We start from the raw sequence: 19,592 nt of genomic DNA on the forward strand, positions 1-19,592 counted from the left end.
TCGAAGGTGATCGCGAAGAGATCGGCCCGCTCGAACCGCGCGAAGGAGAGGTCGCAGGTCACGAAACAGGCCTGCCGCAACTCGCTCATAAAGAAGGTGGCACCGCTGGCCACCGAACTGGAATCGGCGAAGGCGCAATCAGTAAATTGCGCCTCGGTCAGGGAGCAGCGCGAGAAGCGGGACCGCGGCAGGTGGCATCGCGTGAACACCGCGCCTGCAAAATTGGTATTGGAAAACTGAGCGTCCGCGAAGTGGCAGGCGGTGAAGCGCGCCTCCTGGGCGTCGAAATCCGCCCAGTCAAACCCGGCGAAGGTCGCTTGGGAGATGGTTGTCTGCGCCCTCAGGCGTTCCGTGAGCTCTGCTCTGTCCAAGGACGCGTCGCCTCTGCGCTGGCACGGCGCAGCTTAGAAGTGCCAGCGGAAGCCTGTCCATTCACCGCGCGGCGAATCGCTTCACGCTGTGATGCGATCCGCGTGGATCGGGCAGGTAGCGCAGCAGCACGGCCTGCCATTCGAAGGCCGTGGGCGGATCGCGTGCCGGTTCTGCGGCGCCCGCCGCAGACGCAGTCTGATGGCGGTGCGGGGCCGCGCCTGGGGCGGTCCCCACCTGCTCTTCGGGAGTGGTCTCATGCCGCTTTTCCATCCCCGGACAATGCCCCGCCGAGCATGACAATCCTGTGGCGCGTTCATGATCAAATCTTGAGCCGGCCACACAACACCGTGCTTCAAGCGATTGAGCTGATTGGATTGTGGGATGTCGGGAATGGTGGAGCTGAGGGGGATCGAACCCCTGACCTCGTCATTGCGAACGACGCGCTCTCCCAGCTGAGCTACAGCCCCGTTCCCGTGGCCGGGTTAATGATCGGGATGACGTACGATGTCAAGCGCACCCCAGCGCTCGTCGGTTGCATGGCTCAGCCTTGGCCGGTAGGGTCCGCCGACTTCGAAGAACAAGGTTGGAATGATGGCCTTTCTGAGCACGTTTGTCTGGCTGATCGAAAAGGTGATCAGCCTTTACATCTGGGCCATCATTATTGCCGCCGTCATGAGCACGCTCGCTTCGTTCGGCGTGCTGGACAGCCGCAACCGCCTCGTTTGGACAGTGATGGATTTCCTCGACCGCGTGACGGCGCCGATTCTCAATCCGATTCGCCGCGTCATTCCCTTTCTGGGCAATATCGACATCAGCCCACTGATCGCGATTCTGCTGCTCGGCGCCTTGCAGCGGCTCATCGGCGAACTCTATTTCCGCTCGATGATGGGTGGCTTCTGAGCCGCTGGCCGCGGCCGCCCCGGCCCCGGCCAGCACGAGGATTACACGCTAACGTATTGATCGGCCTTAGAGGCCGCGTTCGCGCTTGATGCGGTCCCAGGCGGCGTTGACGCGCGCCGCCCGCTGGGTTGCTTTCGCCACGAACTCCGGCGGCACGCCACGGGCCGCCAGACCGTCCGGGTGGTTCTCCCGCATCAGGCGCTTGCGTGCCTCGCGCAGCTCCTCGTTGGTGGCGCGGCGGGTAAGACCAAGTTCCTGATAGGGGTCGCCGTCTTCGGCGGGGCGGGCGCGGTTCTGCCCGTTCATCGCCTGTTCCCAGGCCGTGCGGTCAAGCCGCAGCAGACGATGCACCTCCTGCAGGAAGCGCGTCTCGGCGGGTTTCAACGGCCCGTCCGCCCTGGCGATGGCGAAGAGGGCGCGCAGCACTTCCTCGAGCAGCACGCGGTTATCCGCTTCGAAGGCGAGGGCGAGTTCCTCGGCAAAGGGCTCGAAACCCTGCGCGCTCTGTCGCGCTTCGTCGAAGAGCCGGCCGATCAGCGGCACATTCTGCGGCGGCACATGGAAGCTGCGCTTGAAGGCGTCGATCTCCTGGCGGTTCACCGGCCCGTCGCATTTGGCAAGCTTGGCCGAGAGGCTGACGGCGGCGATGGCGAATAGCTGGTCGCGCTGGCCGAGCATGGCGGCAAGGCGGGCTGAATGGAGCGGCGCCGAAGAGCTGCCGCCACCATTGGGCATGAAGCCCTTCAACCCTTTCCGGATTTGCGGAATGGCGCCGCTGTCGGCCGCATGGCCGAGGGCCGCGCCCATGACGGCGCCGGCCGGACCGCCGACGGCGAAGCCCGCGACGCCGCCGATGATCTTTCCCCATAGCATGGCCCGCATTTAACACGCCGCGCGGCAGAGGGCGATATCAACAACGCTGCGCGGGCGGCTGTTGTGCGTCAGGGCGGGAGGCTGGCGCCACATCGCCGCGATTTGCGCGCTTTTCCGGATGCGGCCTGCCGGGAAAAGCCAACAACTGCCTGTTCGCCGCGGCCCAGGGCCGGTATGACGACAGCCTCTGCGCGGCGCCGAGGCCGGGCCGAAGGTCGATGGAGCGGCGACAGTTCGGACGCATATGACGATGACATGGATGACCGAGCCCGCCTGCGAGGCCAGGCACCAGCAACGGACGCGGGTCTGCCGCCGCCGCGCGACGGCGGAGGCGCTGCCGCGGTGAGAGCCCCGCGCAGAATGCCGCGGCAGCGGCCGAGGCGGCGGCGCGTTCGCCTGCTGCCGCTGCTGTTCGGCGCCCTCGTTGTACTCGTGGGCCTGCTCTGGATTGGACCGGGCCTGCTCGACTGGAGTGCCCATCGCGGGGCGGTCGCGACGGTTGCGAGCGAATTGATCGGCCGCGAGGTCGACATCAATGGCCCGATCCATCTCAGCCTGCTGCCACAACCTTCGATCACGGCCGAGAAGGTCGAGGTGAGGGACGACGCCGATGGCGTGCGCATGGCGACCGCGGCCCTGACCCTCAACCTATCGCTCGGCGCGCTGCTTACGGGGCGCATCGCCGTGACCCATCTCGTGCTCGATCATCCGGACGTGCACCTGCCCTGGCCCTTGCCGAGCGGGCCGCTCTCGATCGAGCCGCCGCCGTGGCTCGCCGCCCTCTCCGCCGACATCGACCACGGCACCTTTTCGGTGGGCGCATTGCGCATGACGGATGCGAATGTCAGCGTCGTCACCGGCGGCGTGGACACGGCTTTGGCGATAGACGGCACTGCCCAGGCCGGCGGTCTGCCCTGGAAGGCGAGCCTTGCCTTGTCCTGGACCGGCTCGGACGGCAGTGCGCCGCTGCATATTGCGCTGCAGAGCCCAGGCAATCCGTCGAGCAGCTTCGATCTCAAGGCGCGCATGACGACGGACGGGATGATCGACGGCCAGTTCACCGCTCACGGCACCAATCTCGCGGCGATCTTTCCCGGACCCGAGCAGCCCTTCGATGCCGCCGGCCGGCTGCGGGCGGATGGGCGCCAGCTGCGCCTCAGCGATCTTCATCTGACGCTCGGCAGCATGCCGGCGGACGGCCATGCCGAATTTGGCTTGACGCCGAGCCGCGCCGAGACGGCGGACAAGCCGAGCCTCGTCGTCAGCCTGCATACCCCGCTGCTCGATCTCGGCCCCTGGCTGACATCCTTCCCCAAACACAGCACCGCCGCCATTCCGATGACGCTCGATCTCGGGGCCGATGCCGCCGTCTACGGGGATGGGCTGCTCAGGCATTTCGGCGTGAAACTGCAGACGTCGCGCCGGCGGCTGCGCGTCGACGCACTGCAGGCGACCCTCCCGGGCGAGGCTGAACTCACCCTCGCCGGGCTCTACGATCCGGCCGCCGAGGCCTTTAGCGGCCAGATGAAGCTGGCGGCGCCGGCGCCGCTCGTCACGCTGCATTGGCTCACGGAAGCCCATTTCCTGCCCGATCTCTCGGGCGCGCTGCTCGGCCTCGGCAATCTGGCGCTCGACGCGAAGGTCAACGCGAATACGGCACGCCTGGCGCTGACCGGCATCGACGGCCAGGTGAACGACACTTCGGTTTCGGGTGGACTCGTGCTGACGCGGGGCGCTGATCCGCGCCTCTCGGCGGGCCTCTCCTTCGGGCGGATCGATCTCGACCAGTGGTTGCCGCCCGCCTGGCTGATGCGGCCGCCGCGCCCGGCCGACCTCGCGCAGGCGCTCACCGGCGTCACCGCCGATCTGCAGCTCTCCGCTGGCGAACTTTGGCTTGGCGGGGACCGTATCGACCATGCGCTGTTCGACGCAGACCTCGGCCGCAACGGCCTCAACCTGCGACAATTCGCGGGGCAATATGGCGGCATGCAGATCCTGGCGGCCGGTGCGCTGGACCCCAAGGGTGTCGTGCGCAATGCGCGTGTGGTGCTGGCAGCACCGCATGCGAGCCCGCTCACCTCTCTGCTCCCGCCCTCTTTGCGGAATTTTGATCCCTCCTTCTGGGATGCGCCTTTCGCTGCGAACATGACGGCCTCAGGCCCGCCGGGCGCGCTGGCACTTTCGCTGCAAGGGTCGCTCGGCGATCTCGACTTTTCGGCGCAGCCGATGCTCGACCTCCAGCACGGCAGCTGGAAGGGCGTTCTGACCTTGCAACATCCGAGTGCGACGCGGCTGCTGACGCAGCTCGGCTTCGGCTATGCGGGAACCTGGCTCGGCGAGGGCTCGCTCTCCATCGTCGCCAATGCCGCCGCCGATCACGCCGGCTGGTCCCTCTCCCCGTTCACTTTCAGCGCCGGGCTGCTCCATGGCAGCGGCCGGCTGGCCCAGGCCCGCGCCCGGCCGCCAGAAGACCGCAAGATCCTCGGCACCGTCATGATCGACACCTTGCCCTGGCCGGCGCCGCAGATGGACGATCCGCTGCCGCTCGGCTTGCTGCGCGGCTGGCGGGCCGGGCTGTCCCTCAAGATCGGGCGGGTGACGCGCGGGCTGACCGCGCTCGCGCAGGATGTCAGCGCCTATGCCGATGTGACGGACGGGGTACTGCGCCTCGCTATCGAGCGGGCGGGATTTTCCGGCGGCAATGCTTTCGGCACGGTGCGGCTCGATAGCGCGACGCCGCCCACCCTCACGGCCGATCTTGCGCTGAGTGGGGCAAGCCTCGCGAGCAAGGGCGACGGGGGCACCCAGAGTCTCGCGGCCTGGCTGCCCGTGGCCGCCAGCGCCGCGCGGCTCGATGCCCATGGCACGATCCAGATGCAGGGCTACAGCCTCGCCTCCTGGCTCGCGAGCCTGACCGCGACCGCGGGTTTCGAGGCCGCCCACGGCACGCTCTCCGGTCTCCAGCTGAGTGAGGCGGCGGCCGAGGAGAAGGCTACGGAACAACAGCCAGCCCCGCGGATGCCCAAACGCATGCGCGACAGCGCGCTCTTCTCCGGCAATACGCCCTTCGACGCCATGACGGGCACCTTCTCTGTCGCTCAGGGCGATCTGACGCTTGCCTCTTTCGGTCTTGCCGGTCAGGCCGGTACGGTCACTGCCCAGGGCCAGGTCGATCTCGTGCGCGGCGCCTGCAATCTCAATCTCACCTTGCAGCCGGCGGGTGCGCCCAATGCGCTGACGGCAGTGCTGCAGGGGCCAATCGGCAAACCCGCGGCCTGGCTGGTGCGGGGCATGACATCGGCGGCTCCTGTCAGCACGGCCGCGGGCGCGACCCAGGGTACCCAGGCAGCGTCGCCCGTTCCGGTGCCGTCCACCGCCCCCTGACCTGGCTGGCCTAGCCTGAGACTTCAGGCGCCGCTTTCAGCGCGCGCACGCGCAGCGCCGAGGCCAACGGCCGTTCCGGCGCACGCGCCGCATCCACCGCCATGACGAGGGCGGCCAAGGTCTCATCGCGGGAGCGGGCAGACGCCTCCAGCACCTCCCAGAACTCCGGTTCGAGGGCGACAGAGGTGCGATGGCCGGCGATGCTGAAGCTTTTCTTAACCAGCATTGTAATCAGTTGCGCGGTGACAGTGACATGACAAGCCGGGACGCCGACTGTCAGTCAGCCGGCGTTCGGTGTATTGACGAGTTGGGGATGCAGACAATTTCTGCGACATGCAAGAGACGCGTCCCGCATGAAGAATGGTCGCCGCGAGACCGTCGGCTCGCTCTCGTAGGCTGAGCCAGTTTGTCGTGCGAAGTCTCATTTGTGACGTTAATTCAGTGTTATAGAGCGTTGGTCACAAATAGTTTTCTTTCACTCTGACCCTGCATCTATTAGAGCCCTGCTTGCCGCTGTGGGCCCGAAAAGGGCCAAAAAGGCAGACACTAGACTTCGCCAGGAGACGACGGTGAAACAATCCCACGTCATCGAAATCGACGGTATTTTTGTTGGCGCTGCCGCCCGCTATGGCGACAGCTATCGCTTTGTCGGGGTCGATTCCCGGCTCATGGAAATGGACGGCCAGCTCTTCGCCCGGCTCTCCGAGGTGCGTGAGGCCGCCAGCCGCACCTATCGCCGGGCGCCCTTTGCGGCGGCCGCAAAAACCCTCAACCGCGGGGCCCTGCCCAACGCCAATGCCTGAACGGGTGCCTGCGGCTAATGCAGCCGCAGGTCCTGATGCGGGCTGTCCAGGCTGAAGGCCGGGATGGTCACGTCGAAAGATTCGCCCGAGGCCGGCGCCAGCATGTGATAGGCGCCCGACATGAAGCCGGTTGGCGTGTCGAGCGGCGTGCCGGAGGTATATTCGAAGCTCTCCCCGGGATCGAGCACGGGCTGCTCTCCCACCACACCTTCGCCATGGACATGCTGCGCCCGGCCGAGGCCATTGGTAATGTGCCAGCTGCGGCTGATGAGCTGCACCGTCTCCAGCCCCCGATTCTCGATCGTCACCCGATAGGCCCAGACGTAGCGGCCTTCTTCCGGTTGCGACTGATCCTCGAGATAGAAGGCGCGCACGGTGACGCGGATGTTCCGGGTTGTTTCTGAATAGGCGTCGGTCATGTCCTGCCGCCGGCCGGCGGTCCTCATTCAGCATAAATCCGTGCCGTGCTTGGCACCGCGGCCAAGCTACGCCCGCTCGGGCGAGCCGGCAATCGCCCGGGGCGTCGCGCCGGCCGCCTCAGGCCAAACGCTGGCGCCCGGCGGCAATCTCCGTCACCTCGGCGGCAGGGCGCTCGCCGGCAAGCGCCTGGGCGGCGAGTTCGCCTGTCAGCATGCCGAGCTTGAAGCCGTGGCCGGAACAGGCGCTGATCAGCCAGCCCTTCGCGCCGATCGGCCGCTGGATGAAGTGCTCGTCATCGGTCACGGTGTAGTAGCAGGCCTTGCGTTCCAGCACCTGATAGCGATCGAAGTCGCGAAGAACGAGCTTGAGCGCTCCGAGAAGGCGGGCGACATCCTCGTCGGTCGCGGTGCGGTCCTGGTCGGCGTCGCCGCGCCGCGTAAAGACGTGATCGCCGATCTTGAGGCGGGTGCCGCGATGCGGCGGCAGGATGTAGCAGCTCGAGGCATCGCCGAGATCGGCCATGACGGAGGCTTCGGACCAGGCCTCCACCAGGTCGGGTGGCGGCAGCATGAACATCACCGCCTGGCGGGAAGGCACCGCTTCGGGCTGCAGATCGGGCACCAGCCGGTCTGCCCAGGCGCCGGCCGCGACGACGATGCGGTCACCCGTGAAGGTGCGGCCATTGGCAGTCAGCGTGCCGTGCTCGGGGTCGATCGCGGTCACTTTGTGCATGGCGTGGAAGGTGGTGCCCTGCGCGCCGAGCAGGTTGGTCAGACCGCGGACGATCCGGAACGGGAAGAGGAGGCCGGCACCGTTGGTCTCGACCACTTTCGTGACCTGATCGAGATTGATCATCGGATAGCGCCGCACCGCCTTGTTCAGCGGGACCTCGCGGAAGTGGATGTCCATCGCGTCCAGCGATTCGGTCGTGCCCTGATACCAGGGCGTCTCCTCGCGGATGAAGTAGGTCGCGCCCGTGGGTTCGTAGTGGGAGGCGCCGAGATCCTTCCACAATTCTCGCCACAGCTCATAGGCATGCGGCATGAGGTGGGCGTAGCCGGTAAACTCGCCGTAAGCGTGGCGGGTGATCCGGTGTTCGTCCCAGGAGGACCCCATCGGATTCGGGATCGGCCCTTGTTCGAAGATTTCGACCTCGAAACCGCGCTTCTGGAGACGCCATGCCGTCGCGAGACCCACGATGCCGGCGCCGATGATCAGAACCCGTCCCTTGCCTGCCATTCGTCCTGCCCTTTTTACGCTTTGGCCGATTCATAGTCCGGAATGGCGGGCGGAACCCAGCCCTGCCTTACGCGCCAATCGCGGGGCAGGTTCGCGAAGCGGCCGAGGCCGAGTTTTCCGATTTCAGCGAAGCTGCACGTTCCGTCCACCACGAGGTCGCGGATGGCATGACCGGTGGCGGGAGAGAGGCCGAAGCCGACACTGCTCATGGTGCAAACGGTCAGGTTGCCGGGGTCGGAGAGGCGGTCGATCACTGGTCGTCCGTCGGGCGTGTTTTCGATGATTCCGGCCCAGGAGCGGATGACGCGGACATGGGCCGCTTTTGGGAAAAGCTCGACCAGGCGCTTGGACAGGTTCTGCAGAAGCTGCGTTGCGGGGCGGGAGATCGGCCCGCCCGCCGCGGGGGTATCGGCAAGCCATTCATGCGGGCCGCCGCCATAGGCGAGATTGCCGCGCAGCGTCTGCCTTCCGTAGAGGCCATTGCCGTCTACCCCGCCGATCTTCATCAGCGGCAGCGGCTCTGTCACGATCATCTCAGCCCGCGCCGGGGCAACCGGCAGCGTGATGCCGATCCCGGCCAGCAGCGCGCCCGATTGCGGGCCGGCGGCCAGCACCAGATGGTCGCAGTCGAAACGGCCGAGGGAGGTTTCCACACCGCGGATCTTGTCCCCTTCGAGAATGAGGGAGGAGACCGCCGTGTGCTGCAGAATGCGGCCGCCGAGATCCTGCAGCGCCCAGGCATAGGCCTGCACGGTGCGCTGCGGATTGGCCTGGCCACCGAAATGGTAATGCACGGCGCCGACCACGTTGTCTCCCGCGAGTGGCACGAGTTCGCGGGTCTGTTTCTGATCCAGAACTTCATAGTGATAGCCCATGCCAGCGCAGATATCGCCGTGGTCCTTGTATTGCGAAAGCTGCGCCTCGGTGAGCGCCATGATGACGCGCTCGCGCCGGTATTCGGTGGGATAGCCGAGCAGTTCGTCCATCTGCGGCCAGAGGCGCTGCTCCTCGTGGAACAACGGGCTCTGGTAATGGGTGCAGCCGCCGCCGTTGCGGCCCGAGGCCTCCCAGCCGACGATGCCCTTGTCGATGACGAGAACATCCACCCCGTCCCGGGCCAGCCACCAGGCGGCGCTGAGGCCGGTGACGCCGCCGCCGACGATGATGACGGCGGCACTCTTCTTGATCTCCGACATGGTGCGCGCCTCTCAGAAATGGGCCATGCGGCCGGCGCGCTCGATTTCGCGCTCGGTGCCGATGTCGTCATAGGGAATCCACTGCGTGCGGATGCCGAACCAGACGTTCCAGCCTTCGACCATCTCCTGGCATTCCTCGGCGGCGGCGAGCACGCCGAGGGGCAGGGGCCGCACCGGCGCGCGGTAGCCGGCAAGGGCGATGGCGGCGAGAGGACGGTCCGTGCCGATGGCCATGATCATCGCCACCTGCTCGCGGCAGCGCCGGGCCTGGCAGGGGCCCATGCAGGCGCGGGTGAGGCGCTTGATCTGATCCTGGTTGACCGGCCCGTCGGTCTCCAGGCTGGCGAGGCTGTTGTGCTTCTCGGTGGGGGCCTGGAGATAGCGCGGCGGCTGCACCTCCAGCAGATCCCGCCGGCTCACCTCCTCGCAGGAGCACGCCATCACGTCCGCGCCGCCGGTCGCCATCAACGCCCGCATCCAGTCCATGCGATAGGCGTCGGTATCCTCGGCAAGAGGCGTGCTGGTTTCGCGTTCGGGCGGTGTTTCGGCCGTGTAGCCGAGAGAGGCGAGGGCGGAGGCTGCCGCTACACGGCCTGAGAGCGCCGCATCCTGTCCAAGGCCCGCGCAGTCGCCCGCGAGGAAGACGCCCGCCGGCAGTTTCGCGGGCACGAAGGCGCCATTCTCCCGCGTCATCTTGGCACCCGCGACATCGGCGAGGTCGATCACGGGCACGGCGCCGATGGCGAGGCAGATGGTGTCGCAGGCAATGCGCTGGGGTGCGCCGCCGCCGATGGGGGCGAGGAGGGCGGCCGAGACACCCTCCGCCGTGCCTGCGGCCTCCAGAATGGTGTGGCCGGTGATGAGCGCGACGCCGCGTGCGACGAGGGCGGAAACATCGGCCTGCGGTGCGTCCCGCACCTCGACCATGGCGGCGACGCTGAGCCCGGCATCGAGGGCCATGGTCGCGGTCGCGACCGCGAGGTCGCCGCTGCCAAGAATGACGATGTTTGTGCCGTTGAAGGCGGCGTAGGTGCGGATGAGGGACGCCATGCCCAGCGCGCCGACCACGCCCGGAATCTCGAACCCCTTGAAGGAGAGCACCAGATCCCGTGCGCCGGCGGCGATGATGAGGCGACGGAAGCCCATCAGCCAGGAGCGGGTCTCGTCCGCGAGGCCCACAACCGGCTCGGGCAAGGAGCGCAGATTGGGACCGGCCACGAACGCGCCCCAGGCATAGGTCCCGAGGCGGACATCCACGCCCAGTTCGAATGCCTCTTCCAGGCCCGGGGAGGCGGCGAGCACCTGCTCCAGCATGCGGCCCTGGTTCTGCACAGCCGCCGTCCAGCGGTTGCCGTAGAGCAGGGGCACATCCATGCCGATGAGACCGGCGCCGACCGGGTTCTCGTCAACCAGGGTCACTTTCGCACCCGCGCGCGCCGCGGTCAGCGCCGCGGCAATCCCGGCTTCGCCCGCGCCGATGACCAGGATTTCGGCCTCCTCGGCAGCCCGGATGTGTTTCTCCCCGATGGCGTGCAGATCGGTCGGGTTGCTTTCGTCTTCCATCAGACGGCCTCCAGGGCTTGGGCGAGATCGGCGACGAGGTCGGACGCCGTCTCGATGCCGACCGAGACGCGCATGGTGGCCGGCCCGATATGAACGGCGGCCCGCGCCTCCTCCGGCACGGCGTAATGGGTGGTGGTGGCCGGGTGACAGATCAAGGTCTCGGTCCCGCCCAGGCTGACGGCAAAGCGCAGCAGACGCAAGCGGTCGAGGAAGCGGAACGCGCCAGCCTCGCCCCCCTCGACATCGAAGGAGAAGGTCGAGCCCGGTGCCGCGCATTGCCGGTCATAGACGGCACGCTCGGGCGAGCCTTCGGCCAGGAAGCCGAGATAGGTGATGCGCACAACTTTGGGATGATCGCGCAGGAAGGTCGCGATCGTCCTTGCATTGGCAACGGCGCGTTCGGTGCGCAGCGCCATGGTTTCGACCGAGCGCAGCAGCATCCAGCAGTTGTGCGGATCGGCATGGTTGCCCATCAGCGTGCGCAGCTTCTTGAGCTTTCCCACCAGCGCGTTCGGGCCGCTGATGCTGCCACCCATGAAATCGCTGTGGCCGCCGGCATATTTGGTGAGCGAGGTGAGGCAGAGATCGGCACCGTGTTCGAGCGGGCTTTGCAGAAAGGGGCCGAGGAAGGTGTTGTCGACGGAAATGATCGGCCGCCTGCCTTGGGCCAGCGCCACGCGGTCGGCCAAGCGGGAGATGAGGGCGATATCGGCGATGGCGCAGGTGGGGTTGGCGGGGCTTTCCACCATGATCAGGGTCAGCGGGCCGCGCGCCATGGCGGCATCGGCCATCTGCGTCAGATGGGCCTCGTCAACCCCATCGGTGAAGCCGACCGGATGCACACCCATCTCCGTCATATGGGTATGGAGCAGCATGTCCGTGCCGCCGTAGATCGGGCGGCTGTGCAGAACGCTGTCGCCCGGCCGCAGGAAACATTGCGCGAGGGTGGAGACGGCTGCCATGCCGGAGGCAAACAGGGCGGAATCCTCGGCCCTATCCAGCGTCGCGATGCGCGCCTGCGCCATGACCAGGTTCGGGTGGTCGAGCCGCGCATAGATGAAGCCGTTCTTGCCGGATTTCTCAGGCACCTCGCCGTCGAAGAAAGCCTGATGCACCGCCTTGGCCTGTGCCGCCGAGGGATAGACGAAGGTGGAGGTCATGTAGATGGGCGGCTTGGCCGCGCCCTGATGCTCCGCCGCGTCGTAGCCTGCACTGATGGCAAGCGTTTCGAGCGAGAGCCGGGTCTTGGGGGTCTCTGCCATGGTCAGACTTCCAGAACGAGGTGGGAGCGGGGGTAGCTGCAGCAGGCAAGGATCTCGCCATCCGCGATCTCCTCCTCCTCGATGCCGCCTTGATGATGCATCTCAACCTCGCCTGATGTCTTACGGATGCGGCAGGTGCCGCAAATGCCGTCCCCGCAGGCATAGGGGATGGCGATACCGAGGCGCCCGGCAGCCGCGAGTACCGTCTCTTCCGGCCCGGCCTCGGTCTCGCGGCCCGCTGGCTGGAAGCGGAGGGTGAAGCGGGTTGCGGTCTCCTTCGCGGCGGCGTGGGGTGCGAGTTCAGGAATCGGAATGGCGACGAAAGCCTCCTTCCGGAAGCGTGCGGCCGGGCCGCCCGCTTTCGCGTGAGCGTCCTCGACCGACGCCATGAAACCTGCCGGCCCGCAGCAGAACACTTCCCGGCGCGCGAGATCGGGGGTGAGGCGGGCGAAACTCGCGGCATCGGGCCGGCCGCTGGCGGTCGTCAGCCAATCGACCGTCCAGGAGCCGAGTTCGCCCGCGATCGCTTCGATCTCGGCCTTGAACAAAAGCTCGCTCTCGCTGCGGGCGAGATGGACGTAATGGACCGGCGTGCGGTCCCCGATATCGCGCAGGAAGCGCGCGATGGAGACCATCGGCGTCGCGCCGCTGCCGGCCGAGACGAGGAGCAGCGGCACCTCCGGCGGATGCATGAGGCAGAAGGGCCCGGCGGGGGGCTGGGCCGCGAGTGTCATCCCCGCTTCGAGATGCGCATGCATCCAGGCGGTGGCGGAGGCGTTGACCGTCGCTTCGCCACCCTGGGTCTTGATGGTCAGATCGATCGCCTCCGTCTGCAGCGGGGAGGAGGCAATGGTGAAGCAGCGCCAGACGGTGCCGGCCGCGAGCGGCAGGCCCAGGGTCACGAACTGCCCGGCATGGAAGCGCAGGGGCAGCCCGCTTTCCGGTGCGAAGCGGAAGGTCTTGACGCCGGGTGCCTCCGGCGTGACCGAAAGGCAGCGGAGGAGGTCTGCGCCGCCGGACCAGATGGCGGGATCGGCCACGCTAATCAGCCGCGAGTGCGGCGAGCGGCGCGTGGTCTGCCGCTTCGACCTCGGCGATATAATCCAGCGCCTTCGCGACGTAATAGCTGGTGAAACGTTCGACCAGCGACTCCGCGACCCGCGAATAGGGGCCGGGGCGGTAGCCCGGGCTGTCCACCCCGCGCTGATTGAGCTCGCAAAGATCCCGGTCCTCCAGATTGGTCGCGTCCCAGAGTTTCACCAGATTCCCGAAGTCGTAGTCGACGCCTTCGACGGCATCCTTGTGGACGAGCCATTTGCCGAGAACGAGGGTCTCCTTCGTGCTCACAGGGATGCAGGTGAACATGAAGGTGAAGTCGCCCGTGGAGTGGCAGAAGCTGTGGGGCTCGAGCGCCCAGCGCAGGCTGCCGATATCCCCATCGCCCGTGCGGCACATGAGCTTCGAGACGGCGCGTGCGCCATCCATCGTCATGGAGACCATGCCGGGGTTGAGCGGGAAACGGGCGGCTTGCCACCAGTCGTCCTCGACCGGGGCACCAGGCAGGCCGAGTTCCGTCATCCGCCGGTCGAACTCCGCCTCGTGATCGCTGACCGATTCAAAATTGCCCTTGGCATAGATCGGGAAGGTGACGGCGAGTTCCGGATGCCGGCCGGCGCAGTGGTAGCATTCCCGCGCATTCTCCATGACCAGCTTCCAGTTGGCCTTCTCGACCAGCGTGGCCTCGTGGGCGATGCGGGCATTGCGAAAGTCATGGGGCGCGAGCATGGGCCCGACTGCTTCACGATAGGGCGCGAAGTCGGGCGGGGTCTCGCTCAGACAGACATAGACGGTGCCTTCCAGCGTCTCGACATGGATGGGGGCGAGGCCATGGGCGGAGGCGTCGAAATCCTCGCCCATTCGGCCGGCGAAGATCAGCTTGCCCGAAAGATCATAGGTCCATTGGTGGTAGGGGCAGACGAGGCGGGCGGCCTTGCCCGCGCCCTCGGCGCAGAGTTCGGCGCCGCGGTGGCGGCAGGTATTGTGGAAGCCCCGCAGCACGCCGTCCTTGCCCCGGATCACGAGGATCGGCGCGCCGCCGATCTTGAGAGACTGGTAACTGCCGGGGCCCGCGAACTCGACCTCGAAACCGATGAGAATCCAGCTGCGGTGGAAGATTGCCTTCTGGTCGAAGTCGAAAACCGCATCGTCGTTATAGAGGCGCTGCGGCAGGGAGTGCCGCGCCGGACGCGCCAGAAGGGCAGCCTTGATGGGACCATAGTCAGTCATCGCGCGCTCCGATTGCCGGCGGTGCCGCTCAGCCGCGGTCCTGCCGTGACGGGATGATGACATCACTGACCGGGGCGTCCGCAAATCTCATTTGCTCATGCGCTTATCGAATTTTCACAGGGGCTTTTTGGGGGCCGTAACGGGCGGCGATTTTTGCCTAGCAATCCTTCCGCGAACCGTACATAGATTTCCTCGGCGCTTTTCATCCTGGGCTACAAGTGTTTCGGTATGCGGGTTTCCGCGCGCCGCGCGCCTCCCCCCAATGTAAAAGTCAGTTTGGCCCGCATGTTGCGGGTTGCCAGGTGCGAGGAGAGACCCGATGTCGGTCGGCACGGTTAAGTGGTTCAATGGTACCAAGGGCTATGGCTTCATTCAGCCGGAAGACGGCGGCGCGGATGTGTTCGTGCACATTTCCGCCGTGCAGCGCGCCGGTCTGAGTGGGCTGAATGAGGGCCAGAAGGTCAGCTTCGATCTGGAGCGGGGCCAGAAGGGCAAGATGGCTGCGGTCAACCTCAAGGTCTGACATCGGCCACCCGTCCTCCGACGGATCAGAAACCAGGCGGCGGTCCTTTTGAGGCCGCCGCCTTTTTCTTGGGCGTGCCCCGGGCCGGCCTCCGGCGCTTGATCGAAATCAAAGCTAATTCGCCCAGCGAGGCGCAGCCTTCCTGCCTCAGGAACGGGGGAGGGACAGGTTATGCTGGCCGGCGAAATCATGACACGAGATGTGGCGACGGTAGGTCTGGACGCCAGCATCGAAGCGGTGATTGCGCTCATGGTCGCGCGTGGTGCTTCCGGCGTGCCGGTCGTCACGGAACAGGGGCAGCTCGCGGGCATCATTACCGAAGGCGATCTGTTGCGCCGCGTGGAGACGGCAACCGTCGAGCCAAGGCGGCGCTCCTTCCTCGACCTGCTGCTCGGTCCCGGTCGCGAGGTGACCGAATACGTGCGCAGCCACAGCCGCCGGGTGAGCGATCTGATGACCGAACAGGTCATCTCGGTCGCGGAGGACACGCCCCTCGCCGAAGTGGTGCGGATCATGGAAACGAAGCGCGTCCGCCGCGTGCCGGTGCTGCGGGACGGCCGGCTCGTGGGCATCATTTCGCGCGCCGATCTCGTCCGCGCCCTGGGCCGCAGGCTGGCGGAACTCGCCGCCCCGCTGCGTTCGGCCTCGGATGACGAGCTCGAACTGCGGGTGAGGGCCGCGCTCGGCCGCGTCTCTCTGTTCGACAACAGCAATATCGACGTGCGGGTGGAGGACGGGGCAGCAACGGTCGAAGGTGTCATCCATGATGAGCGGCTGCGCCCGGCGCTGCGTGTGGCCGTCGAAACAGTGCCGGGCATCCTGACGGTGATCGACAAGATCATCTTTGTCGAACCGGTGACGGGTTCCATCTACCCCGCTTGATCCCACCCGAAGAGGGGGCAAGACCTGGATCCTTTTCTTGCGCTATGGCAGCAAGGCTCAAGAAATTGCTTCACGGATCCGCATACGATGCCCTCTGGCGCACAAGTCCCTCGTCTCGTTACCCATAGCGGGAAGTTTCATTGCGATGACGTTTTTGCCTATGCCGTGCTGCGCCTGGCGCTCGGCCTCGGCCGCGTGGGAGAGGATCACCTGCTTGTCCGCACGCGGGAGCGCGCGCTGATCGAGAGCGGCGACATCGTCTGGGATGTCGGGCTGGCCTACGATGTTGCGGCGAGCCGTTTTGACCATCATCAACGCGGCGCGCCGCTCCGGCCGGACGGTACGCCCTATTCCTCCGCCGGTCTGATCTGGCAGATCTATGGGGCGCGGGCCGTCCTCGCCCTGCTCGGGCCGGGCGGGGAACCGGAGACCGCCGCCGCCATTGCCGCAGAACTCGACGAGAGCATGCTGCGGCGGATCGACGAACTCGACAACGGCATTTCGCTGCGCGGCCAGTTGGTGGATGACGGTCTCGGCCTCGCCCGGCTGGTGGGCGATTTCAATCCGCCCTGGGACAGTCCGGAGGCGAATGGCCCCGGCGCCGGCGACGTGGCCTTCCTGCAAGCCGCGGTCTTCGCCGAAGGCGTGCTGCGCCGCCGGGTGGACGGGCTGCGTGCCCGGCTGCTGGCGGAGGGCATGGTGCTCGCGGCTCAGAAGGTGGCCGACGACCCGCGAATCCTCGTTCTGGACCAGGGCATGCCCTGGAAGAATGCGGTTTTCGCCCATGATCTGCCGGTGGTCTTCTGCGTGAGCCCGGCGTCGAACGGCAATTGGATGATCGACACCATGCCGCCGCAAAAGGATTCCTTCGCGCAGCGCGTGCCTCTGCCGGAGGCCTGGGCGGGTTTGGAGAGTGAGGCGCTGGCGGCGGCAACCGGGGTGCCGGATGCCGTCTTCGTTCATGTCCGCCGCTTTGTGGGGGCGGCGCGGTCCCGGGACGGGGCGCTCGCCATGGCGCGCCGAGCTCTTGAGATTGATGCCGCCGCCCTGCCGGCTGACGCCATGCCCGAACCTCAGCTCGGCTGACACCGCGATCGGGCTGCGGCAGATCTGTGTGCCGCAGCCCGGACGGGCATCAGAATTCACTCCAGCCGTCGTCCTCTGCCGCCGCCATGGCGGGGGCAGGGCGCGCCGAGGCCGGGAGCGGGGCGGCGCGGGGCGCCGGTGCCCGAGGTGAGGGCGCCCCACCGCTGGGCTTGGCGGCCGGTGCTGGCTTCCCGGCCGGCCGCTTCGAACTCGCGGCGCCCTGGGCCGATCCGGCCTCCGCACCGCCGCCGAGCCTGAACTGCGAGACAAGCCGGCCCAGGGTCTCGGCCTCCTTGGCGAGGCTGTGGCTCGCCGCCGTCGCCTCCTCCACCATGGCGGCATTCTGCTGGGTTACCTGATCCATCTGGTTCATGGCGCTGTTGACCTCGGCCAGACCCGTCGACTGCTCCTGGGCGGAGGAGGCGATATCTCCGATGAGGCCGTTGAGGCGCGAGACCTGATCGGCGATGCGGTCCAGCGCCTTTCCGGTCTCGCCGACCAGCCGCACGCCGCTTTCCACCTGTCTGCTCGAGGCCGAGATGAGGGTTTTGATCTCCTTGGCCGCATCGGCGGAACGCTGGGCGAGGGCCCGGACCTCGGTTGCGACCACCGCGAAGCCACGCCCGGCTTCGCCCGCGCGCGCCGCCTCCACCCCGGCATTGAGCGCGAGGAGATTGGTCTGAAAGGCAATTTCGTCGATGACGCCGATGATGTTGCCGATCTGTTTGGACGAGGTCTCGATGCCACTCATCGCGGTCACCGTCTCGCGCACCACATTCCCCGATTGCTCGGCATCGGTCTTGGCGGCCGAGGCGGTGCCGCGTGCCTCGGTGGCACTTTCCGCCGTGCGGCGCACGGTGGCGGTAATCTCGTCCAGCGCGGCCGCGGTCTCCTCCAGGCTCGCCGCCTGCTGCTCCGTCCGGCGCGAAAGATCGTCCGAGGCCTGACTGATCTCGCCGGCGCCGGAGCGCACGCCCTGGGTATTGAGCGAGATCGACTTCATCGTCTGCAGCAGCTTGTCCATGGCGCCATTGAAATCGCGTCGCAGCTTCTCGTATTCGCTGCTGAAGGCATGCTCGAGGCGGAAGAGGAGATCGCCGCCCGAAAGCTTTTCGAGACCCATGGCCAGGGACTCGACAACCGTGGTTGCCTGCTGTGCGCTATGGGCGCGCTGTGCCTCCTGCTGGCTGCGCTGCTCCTCGGCATGGGCGCGCTGCTCCGCCGTTTCGGCTTCGAGACGGACCTTTTCGCGGCCGGCATCACGGAAGATCGCTACCGCCCGGGCAATGGCGCCGACCTCGTCCTTTCGCTCGGTGCCGTCTACTTCGGTATCGAAATCGCCGCCGGACAGCCGGGCCATGATCGCGATCTGGTTGCGGATCGGCCGGATGATCCAGGCCCGCGCGCCGAAGAAGCCGATCATGCCGATGATGACGAGGCCAAGAATTATGCCGCCATAAGTGATCAGGATGGTGCGACCGGTCAACGTCTGCAGGGATTTCTGGGCCTGCTCAGCCTCTCGGCTGAGGCCGTCGACTTCCTTGGCATAGGCGTCCGTCAGGGGCGGGAAGAGCGGCGCGCAGAGGCCAAGGAAGGTCGCCTGCGAGGCGAGGATATCAGCCGTCTGGGTGGCGGCCATGGCATCCGCGATCGCTTTGCCACAGCCGTTTTTCAGAACGTCAAGCGCCTGGGCCTTGAGCGAGTCTATCTCCCGTGTGTGTTCGGGGGAGGACCGGGCGGCAAGATCGCTGAGCTCCGTGAACCGCTGCGTCGCCTCCCGCAATTCGGCGATTGCGGCCTGATTGCCGATCGCCGTGTTGGAAAGAGCGAGATCGGCGATCGAGGCGCGCGCAGTCTGCATATTGCGGGATGCCTGCGAGAGCGAGAGGGCGGCCTTGTTCTGGTCCCGGATCAGCGCATCATAGCTGCCGCCGATATGCTTGATCTGCCCGGTGGCATAGAAAGCGACCCCAAGCACGAAGAGTCCGAAAATGCCCAGGATGAGCATGATCTTAGCGGTGATCGGTGCATTCTTCACTATGGTCTCCTCGGATCGCGGCCCCGGCACGCCCGATCGCGGGCGGTTGTGTCGGCGTCTGATACCGGGGGAATGGTAAAATTCGAGTGACTGTCAGGTGAGCCTGCCGCGCGGCTAGGGGAGGAGAGAGGAATGCGAGCGATGACCCGCTGGGCCCGACGTGCCCTGCTGTCAGTGGCCTTCGGCGCGACCCTCGGCCTGCTGGCCCAAGGTGCCAGCGCCGCTGTGATCGGCGGCCCCTTCGCCCTTACCGATGCGCGAACCGGCAAGACCGTGACGGATGTCGATCTGCGCGGAGGCTGGCTGCTGCTTTACTTCGGCTATACCTTCTGCCCGGACGTCTGCCCCACCGATCTGCAGAAGATCATTGCGGCGCGGGGGGCGCTTGGCGCGGATGGCCGCGCGCTGACCCCGGTCTTCGTCACCGTCGATCCGGCGCGGGACACAGTGCCCGTCATGGCCCGTTACGTGGCGCTTTTTAGCCCGGATCTCATGGGCCTCACCGGCAGCCAGGCGGAGATTGACCGCATCGTTGGGGAATATCGCGTCTATGTGGCGAAGCAGGCGGTGCCGGGCGGCGGCGGCGCCTATCTCGTGAACCACTCGACTTTTCTCTATCTGGTCGATCCGCGAGGAAAGGTTGCGGAAATCCTGCCCGCGAGCCTCACGCCGGTAGCACTCGCGCGCCGGGTGCGTACTGCCATGGGCGCGCCGGACCAGGGCTAGCGCATCGGGGTTAGACTGGCAGGCCAGCGCCGTCGCGCA

Annotated in this window: 18 protein-coding genes and 1 tRNA gene; 7 read left to right on the forward strand and 12 right to left on the reverse strand. The window is 66.8% G+C overall.

Annotated features, from left to right (window positions below; genetic code table 11):
• Both VL752_RS16195 and VL752_RS16200 read right to left on the reverse strand, forming a co-directional pair.
• Window positions 1–371, reverse strand: a 371-nt coding sequence (locus VL752_RS16195) for a pentapeptide repeat-containing protein (protein ID WP_325356896.1), incomplete at its 3' end; no start/stop codon positions are given.
• Between the two features lie 392 nt (window positions 372–763).
• A tRNA-Ala gene (locus VL752_RS16200) sits at window positions 764–839 on the reverse strand.
• Between the two features lie 121 nt (window positions 840–960).
• Between VL752_RS16200 and VL752_RS16205 the strand changes: the two genes are divergently transcribed.
• Window positions 961–1,272, forward strand: coding sequence for a YggT family protein (locus VL752_RS16205; protein ID WP_325356897.1), 312 nt, complete (start codon window positions 961–963; stop codon window positions 1,270–1,272).
• A 66-nt stretch (window positions 1,273–1,338) separates the two neighbouring features.
• Here the strand turns inward: VL752_RS16205 and VL752_RS16210 are convergent, their stop codons facing one another.
• Entirely contained in the window at window positions 1,339–2,154 is an 816-nt protein-coding gene (locus tag VL752_RS16210) for a TerB family tellurite resistance protein (protein ID WP_325356898.1), read from the reverse strand.
• A 351-nt stretch (window positions 2,155–2,505) separates the two neighbouring features.
• Here VL752_RS16210 and VL752_RS16215 point away from each other — a divergent pair, with 351 nt between their 5' ends.
• Entirely contained in the window at window positions 2,506–5,529 is a 3,024-nt protein-coding gene (locus VL752_RS16215; RefSeq protein ID WP_325356899.1) for an AsmA family protein, read from the forward strand.
• Between the two features lie 10 nt (window positions 5,530–5,539).
• Here VL752_RS16215 and VL752_RS16220 read toward each other — a convergent pair whose 3' ends face one another.
• Window positions 5,540–5,755: a ribbon-helix-helix domain-containing protein gene (locus VL752_RS16220; RefSeq protein WP_325356900.1), complete on the reverse strand. Its 216-nt coding sequence runs from the start codon at window positions 5,753–5,755 to the stop codon at window positions 5,540–5,542.
• A gap of 343 nt (window positions 5,756–6,098) precedes the next feature.
• On the opposite strand from VL752_RS16220, the gene VL752_RS16225 reads away from it, so the two are divergent.
• On the forward strand, window positions 6,099–6,332 hold the full coding sequence (locus VL752_RS16225; RefSeq protein WP_325356901.1) for a hypothetical protein: 234 nt from the start codon (window positions 6,099–6,101) through the stop codon (window positions 6,330–6,332).
• Between the two features lie 14 nt (window positions 6,333–6,346).
• Here the strand turns inward: VL752_RS16225 and apaG are convergent, their stop codons facing one another.
• From apaG to VL752_RS16260, 7 genes are all read right to left on the reverse strand, one after another.
• Complete coding sequence (apaG, locus tag VL752_RS16230; RefSeq protein WP_325356902.1) at window positions 6,347–6,778, reverse strand: Co2+/Mg2+ efflux protein ApaG; 432 nt, start codon at window positions 6,776–6,778, stop codon at window positions 6,347–6,349.
• Window positions 6,779–6,869: 91 nt separating this feature from the next.
• Complete coding sequence (locus tag VL752_RS16235; RefSeq protein WP_325356903.1) at window positions 6,870–7,991, reverse strand: NAD(P)/FAD-dependent oxidoreductase; 1,122 nt, start codon at window positions 7,989–7,991, stop codon at window positions 6,870–6,872.
• 14 nt (window positions 7,992–8,005) lie between these two features.
• The gene (locus VL752_RS16240) at window positions 8,006–9,187 is read right to left on the reverse strand and encodes an NAD(P)/FAD-dependent oxidoreductase (protein ID WP_325356904.1); all 1,182 of its coding nucleotides are present in this window, start codon (window positions 9,185–9,187) and stop codon (window positions 8,006–8,008) included.
• Window positions 9,188–9,199: 12 nt separating this feature from the next.
• A complete protein-coding gene (locus VL752_RS16245) occupies window positions 9,200–10,750 on the reverse strand; it encodes an FAD-dependent oxidoreductase (RefSeq protein ID WP_325356905.1) in 1,551 nt (516 codons plus the stop codon).
• Window positions 10,750–12,012: a cystathionine gamma-synthase family protein gene (locus VL752_RS16250; protein ID WP_325356906.1), complete on the reverse strand. Its 1,263-nt coding sequence runs from the start codon at window positions 12,010–12,012 to the stop codon at window positions 10,750–10,752. Before VL752_RS16250 ends, VL752_RS16245 begins: the two co-directional genes overlap by 1 nt.
• Before the next feature lie 2 nt (window positions 12,013–12,014).
• Window positions 12,015–13,052: a flavin reductase family protein gene (locus VL752_RS16255; RefSeq protein ID WP_325356907.1), complete on the reverse strand. Its 1,038-nt coding sequence runs from the start codon at window positions 13,050–13,052 to the stop codon at window positions 12,015–12,017.
• A gap of 1 nt (window position 13,053) precedes the next feature.
• Window positions 13,054–14,298 (reverse strand): aromatic ring-hydroxylating oxygenase subunit alpha, encoded by a 1,245-nt coding sequence (locus VL752_RS16260; RefSeq protein WP_325356908.1) that lies wholly within the window; start codon window positions 14,296–14,298, stop codon window positions 13,054–13,056.
• A 319-nt stretch (window positions 14,299–14,617) separates the two neighbouring features.
• Between VL752_RS16260 and VL752_RS16265 the strand changes: the two genes are divergently transcribed.
• From VL752_RS16265 to VL752_RS16275, 3 genes are all read left to right on the forward strand, one after another.
• Window positions 14,618–14,821, forward strand: a complete 204-nt coding sequence (locus tag VL752_RS16265) for a cold-shock protein (RefSeq protein ID WP_325356909.1) — start codon at window positions 14,618–14,620, stop codon at window positions 14,819–14,821.
• A gap of 171 nt (window positions 14,822–14,992) precedes the next feature.
• On the forward strand, window positions 14,993–15,703 hold the full coding sequence (locus VL752_RS16270) for a CBS domain-containing protein (protein ID WP_325356910.1): 711 nt from the start codon (window positions 14,993–14,995) through the stop codon (window positions 15,701–15,703).
• Between the two features lie 87 nt (window positions 15,704–15,790).
• Entirely contained in the window at window positions 15,791–16,789 is a 999-nt protein-coding gene (locus tag VL752_RS16275) for an MYG1 family protein (RefSeq protein WP_325356911.1), read from the forward strand.
• Between the two features lie 49 nt (window positions 16,790–16,838).
• Here the strand turns inward: VL752_RS16275 and VL752_RS16280 are convergent, their stop codons facing one another.
• Window positions 16,839–18,827, reverse strand: coding sequence for a methyl-accepting chemotaxis protein (locus tag VL752_RS16280; protein WP_325356912.1), 1,989 nt, complete (start codon window positions 18,825–18,827; stop codon window positions 16,839–16,841).
• Between the two features lie 141 nt (window positions 18,828–18,968).
• Here VL752_RS16280 and VL752_RS16285 point away from each other — a divergent pair, with 141 nt between their 5' ends.
• Window positions 18,969–19,553 (forward strand): SCO family protein, encoded by a 585-nt coding sequence (locus tag VL752_RS16285; RefSeq protein WP_325356913.1) that lies wholly within the window; start codon window positions 18,969–18,971, stop codon window positions 19,551–19,553.
• The last annotated feature ends 39 nt before the right edge of the window (window positions 19,554–19,592 follow it).

Source organism: Acidisoma sp., from assembly GCF_035492295.1.
Lineage (GTDB): Bacteria > Pseudomonadota > Alphaproteobacteria > Acetobacterales > Acetobacteraceae > Acidisoma.

Bases quoted from the DNA above. Each gene is read 5' to 3' on its own strand.
- VL752_RS16285 (WP_325356913.1), top strand. From the start codon at position 18,969: ATGACCCGCTGGGCCCGACGTGCCCTGCTGTCAGTGGCCTTCGGCGCG.
- VL752_RS16235 (WP_325356903.1), bottom strand. From the start codon at position 7,991: ATGGCAGGCAAGGGACGGGTTCTGATCATCGGCGCCGGCATCGTGGGT.
- VL752_RS16210 (WP_325356898.1), bottom strand. From the start codon at position 2,154: ATGCGGGCCATGCTATGGGGAAAGATCATCGGCGGCGTCGCGGGCTTC.
- VL752_RS16265 (WP_325356909.1), top strand. From the start codon at position 14,618: ATGTCGGTCGGCACGGTTAAGTGGTTCAATGGTACCAAGGGCTATGGC.
- VL752_RS16205 (WP_325356897.1), top strand. From the start codon at position 961: ATGATGGCCTTTCTGAGCACGTTTGTCTGGCTGATCGAAAAGGTGATC.
- VL752_RS16260 (WP_325356908.1), bottom strand. From the start codon at position 14,298: ATGACTGACTATGGTCCCATCAAGGCTGCCCTTCTGGCGCGTCCGGCG.
- VL752_RS16250 (WP_325356906.1), bottom strand. From the start codon at position 12,012: ATGGCAGAGACCCCCAAGACCCGGCTCTCGCTCGAAACGCTTGCCATC.
- VL752_RS16220 (WP_325356900.1), bottom strand. From the start codon at position 5,755: ATGCTGGTTAAGAAAAGCTTCAGCATCGCCGGCCATCGCACCTCTGTC.
- apaG (WP_325356902.1), bottom strand. From the start codon at position 6,778: ATGAGGACCGCCGGCCGGCGGCAGGACATGACCGACGCCTATTCAGAA.
- VL752_RS16215 (WP_325356899.1), top strand. From the start codon at position 2,506: ATGCCGCGGCAGCGGCCGAGGCGGCGGCGCGTTCGCCTGCTGCCGCTG.
- VL752_RS16245 (WP_325356905.1), bottom strand. From the start codon at position 10,750: ATGGAAGACGAAAGCAACCCGACCGATCTGCACGCCATCGGGGAGAAA.
- VL752_RS16240 (WP_325356904.1), bottom strand. From the start codon at position 9,187: ATGTCGGAGATCAAGAAGAGTGCCGCCGTCATCATCGTCGGCGGCGGC.
- VL752_RS16275 (WP_325356911.1), top strand. From the start codon at position 15,791: ATGCCCTCTGGCGCACAAGTCCCTCGTCTCGTTACCCATAGCGGGAAG.
- VL752_RS16270 (WP_325356910.1), top strand. From the start codon at position 14,993: ATGCTGGCCGGCGAAATCATGACACGAGATGTGGCGACGGTAGGTCTG.